4 protein-coding genes are annotated in these 4,248 nt (G+C 64.5%); all 4 read right to left on the bottom strand.

From position 1 onward, the window contains the following. Positions 1-204: 204 nt before the first annotated feature. Positions 205-1,701, bottom strand: coding sequence for a sulfatase (locus EN914_RS26435; protein ID WP_024501673.1), 1,497 nt, complete (start codon positions 1,699-1,701; stop codon positions 205-207). Positions 1,702-1,792: 91 nt separating this feature from the next. Beyond that, entirely contained in the window at positions 1,793-2,761 is a 969-nt protein-coding gene (locus tag EN914_RS26430; RefSeq protein WP_407067815.1) for an aliphatic sulfonate ABC transporter substrate-binding protein, read from the bottom strand. Between the two features lie 27 nt (positions 2,762-2,788). Beyond that, positions 2,789-3,547 (bottom strand): ABC transporter ATP-binding protein, encoded by a 759-nt coding sequence (locus EN914_RS26425; protein ID WP_032898659.1) that lies wholly within the window; start codon positions 3,545-3,547, stop codon positions 2,789-2,791. 11 nt (positions 3,548-3,558) lie between these two features. After that, positions 3,559-4,248, bottom strand: a 690-nt coding sequence (locus tag EN914_RS26420) for an ABC transporter permease (protein WP_164778920.1), incomplete at its 5' end; no start/stop codon positions are given.

Raw genomic sequence — 4,248 nt, 5'->3', positions numbered from 1 at the left:
GATCGACACCATGGCGCCCATCAGTGCCGCGACAGGCAAGGGCGCCGCTTCGCGACGGGCAATCGGCGTCGATGTCACGTGATCCCATCCTCCATATCGCCGGGTCCAAACCCGACCGGCGGCATGGAGATAGGGCGAACCGGCCGGCCTGTCGTGAGGCAGCGGCAACTGGCTGCTAGGGCACGGCCAAGTGCCGCCGGCCGGTCAGTTCAGGGATTTGCGCCGTGGCGGCGGTGCCGGGTGGCGCTGCTCGAGGGCCGCAGCCGCATCGGTGCGGCCAGTCCGGCGCAGTCTTTCGAGATAGGCCGGCAACTCGCCAAGGCAATGGAACGGCCCGCCTTCCCGGATCACCGTCACCAGCGGGTCGACATCGCTGTCGCTGCGGATGGCCATGGCGCTGCGCCAGTCCTCGAGCAGCCGGCTGGCATGATCGACCACATCGCTTCGGGAGCCTGAGAGATCATGCTGCTCATGCGGATCCTCACTCAGATTGAACAGGCTGACCGGGCCGAAATCCTTGTAGCCGTCATGATAAGTGCGCAGCATCAGCCAGTCGGCCCCGCCGAGCCGGAACCGCACGCCGCGCTGTACCGCCCACGCACCCTGGCTCAGCACCAGGAAATCGCGGCCACCTTCCTCCTTCGCGGCGAGCGCCGGTGCAAAGGAGCGCCCGTCCCAAAGCGCCGGAACGTTGCCGCCGAGCCGGTCGATCAGCGTGGCGGCCCAGTCGAAATGATAATGAAGGCCGCCATTGACGCCGCGCATGTCTTCGGCGCCGGGCCAGCGGATGACCAGCGGCACGTTGCAGGTGAACTCGTCAGCCGTCTGATGGTCGCCCCAGACGTTGAGCTCGCCGAGGTTTTCGCCATGATCGGCGCCGATGACGATGATCGTGTCGTCGAACAGGCCTTGCCGCTTCAACTCCTCGACGATGAGACCGACATGATAATCGGCATAGAGCACGCCGGTGTCGTAGCCGTCGAACCAGGCCTTGACGGTGTCCATGTCGCTGATCGGCGACGGCATGCGCCGGTATTTCGATCCGCCCGGCTCGACGTCGAAGCCCGAGGGTTCCTGCGGGCTGTGCGGGCCGTAGCCGGCATGGCTCTTCTCGAATACCGCCCTGGTCATCCAGTCGGGAAGCGGCTGGTCGGCGAAGGGGTCGCCGAAAGCGTCCGGCGCGCGATAGGGCGTGTGTGGGTCCCAGACATTGACGTGCAGGAACCATTTTTTTGCCGAGCCATTGCGCTTCAGCCAGTCGATCGCCAGGCCCGAAACCTCGTCGGCGTTCTCCATGCCGGCCTTGCCCGGATTGATGATCTCGTTAAAGCCGGCATACCAATGCCAGCAGCCATGCCGTTCGCCAAAACTGCTGATGGTCGTGGTGTGGTAGCCAAGATCGCGCAGCGCCCGCATCCAGCCTTCCTCGTAGAAGGTGCCGGCCCAGGCTCGCTCGGCGCCTTCGCGGAACGGCTCGCAGGCGGTGCCGCCATGGCCGACCACGCCGGTCCGCATTCCGTGGCGGCCGCTCCACAGCGCCGTGCGCGACGGATGGCAAGGCACATCGGACACATAGATGTTCTCGAAGCGGATGCCCTCGCCGGCAAGGCTGTCGATGACGGGAGAGGTGTTGCGATGATAGCCGTAGCAGCCGAGGTGGTCGCGTCTGAGGCTGTCGATGTCGATGTAGAGAACGTTCATGGATGGCTCGTCGCTGCTGTGATTGTCAGGAAACAGGCCCCGGTTCGCTGCCGGGGCTTGCGATTTGCAAGGGGCGATTTCAAGAAGGCCGTCAGGCCGAAATGTATTGATCGCCCAGATAATAGTCCTTGGGATCGAGCGAGGTCTCGAGCTTGCCAAAGGTCTTGAACAGGTCGTTCATCGTCGAGAACCAGCCGTTCACGGTGCCGTCCTTGGTCAGCTTGATCAGTTCGGCCGAGGTCATGAAGCGGCCATAACCGGCCTCCGTCTTCAACTGGTCGGCCGGAATGCCGAGCAGCTTGGAGGTGATCTCGATCGCCTTGTCCTGGTTGGCGGAGCGAAAATCCTGCGCGTCCTTGATGGCGCGCACCACGTTGCGGACGAGATCGGGATTGCCCTCGACCAAATCGTTGCGGGCAATGAAGACGCTCGGAAATGTGGTCTGCGGATAGAAGTCGTCGTTCTTGGCCAGCTCCACCAGATCGGGAACGCTCTTCTGGATGATGCCGACGAACGGATACCAGATGCCGGCCGCGTCGACCTGCTTGGAGGCGAAGGCCGCCACGATGGTGCTCGGGTCCATCTGCACGATGTCGAGGTCGGTCATCGCCATACCGGCCTTGCGCAGCGCCAGCCGCAACAGCATGTCGCCCGAGGTGCCGGCCGCGATCGCGACCTTCTTGCCCTTGAGGCCGGCGATGGACGTGATGCCGGCTTGGGCGATCACCCGGTCCGAGAAGCCGACATCGTTGACGGCGATGATCTTGGCCTTGCCGCTCGCCGGCAGCCACAGCGCGCCCGGTCCGAGATAGCCGAATTCCAGGCTGTTGGCGCCAAGCGCCTGGACCTGGATGGGGCCATTGGTGAAGACCTTGATATCGGCATCGACGCCATGCTTGGCATAGAAGCCCTGGTCGGCCGCGACGCCGGCAACGCTGGCGCCCCAGAAGTCGCCGTTGTAGCCGATGCGTGCCGCCGTTCCCGCCGCTCCGGCACGGATGCCAGAGGCAGCGAACGCGGCAAGTGCCGCCGATGATGCGATGAGGTTACGTCTTGTCAGTGTCACCATACTCTCCTCCTGTCACTGTTACTGGTGGTAAACGGCTTGCCAGACGCGGTTGCGGATGCTCATGAACTCCGCCGAAAGCCGGATTTCCTCGGTTCTTGGGTAAGGCAGGCCGACGTCGATGATCTCCTTCAGCCTGCCGGGCCGCGCCGCCATGACGATGACGCGGTTGGCGAGGTAGACCGCCTCGTCGACATCGTGGGTGATGAACATCACGGTGCGCCGCTCGCGGCTCCAGGTGTCGAGCAACTGGTCCTGGAGCTGCACGCGGGTCAGTGCGTCGAGCGCCCCGAAGGGCTCGTCCATCAAAAGGATCGAGGGATCGACCGCATAGGCCCGGGCGATCGCGCAACGCTGCTTCATGCCGCCCGAAAGCGTCTTCGGCAGCGCGTCGGCGAAGTCGCCAAGGCCGACGAGATCGATGAAACGCTCGGCGATCTGCCGGCGGCGCGAAGCTTCCTCGCCCTTGATGCGCAGCCCGAACTCGACGTTCTGGCGTACGGTGAGCCAGGGAAACAGCGCGTATTGCTGGAAGATCATGCCGCGCTCCGGACCCGGCCCCTCGACGGCCTTGCCATCGACCAGCACGGTGCCCTCGCTCGGCTTCAGCAGGCCGGCCGCGATGTTGAGCGCGGTCGACTTACCGCAGCCGGACGGACCGACGACGGTGACGAATTCGCCGTCGGCGATGTCGAGCGACAGCCGGTCAAGCGCGACGAAGGCATTGTCCTTGAGGTCGAACCGGCGCGTGACCTTGTCGAAGACGATCTTTGGGGCGATCCTGGGCGGCATCACACGCGCTCCTGCCAGACGGTCAGCCGGCGCTCGATCACCAAAAGGATGCGATCCATGGCAAGGCCGAGAAGGCCGATGGTGATCAGGCTGACGAAGATGGTCGGCAGGTCGTAGTAGAGTTGCGCCTGCTGCATGCGGAAACCGAGGCCGGTCTGCGCGGCGATCAGTTCGGCGGCCACCAGCGTCGCCCAGGCCGAGCCGAGGCCGATGCGCACGCCGACCAGGATGAACGGCGTCGATGCGGGAATGATGACGCGCAGGAAGATGGTCATGTCCTTGGCGCCGAGCACGCGCGCGGCGTTGATCATCGTCTTGTCGACGCTGATGACGCCCTGATAGGTGGCGACGACGCTGGCCAGGAAGGACGCCAGGAAGATGACGAAGACCTTCGGCGTCTCGTCGATGCCCATCGTCACGATCGCCAGCGGAATGATGGCCAGCGGCGGGATCATGCGGAAGAACTGCAGATACGGCTCGATAAGCGAGCGCGCGACCTTGTACCAGCCCATGACGAAGCCGACCGGGATCGCCAGGATGACGCCGAGGAGAAAGCCGGTCATCACCCGAGCAAGGCTCGACATGATGTCGGTGGCGAGCTGCCCGTTTGCGATCAGATCGATAAACCTGGACGCAACCTGTGGCGGTAGCGGCAGGTCCACCGCGCCGCCCCCCCGCAACACCCACCA

Source organism: Mesorhizobium sp. M7A.F.Ca.CA.001.08.2.1, assembly GCF_003998455.1.
GTDB classification, from domain to species: Bacteria; Pseudomonadota; Alphaproteobacteria; order Rhizobiales; family Rhizobiaceae; genus Mesorhizobium; species Mesorhizobium ciceri.
This window is presented reverse-complemented; position numbering and strand designations above follow the sequence as displayed.

Excerpts from the sequence above, each read along its gene's own strand:
- EN914_RS26435 (WP_024501673.1), bottom strand. The coding sequence starts at position 1,701 with ATGAACGTTCTCTACATCGACATCGACAGCCTCAGACGCGACCACCTC.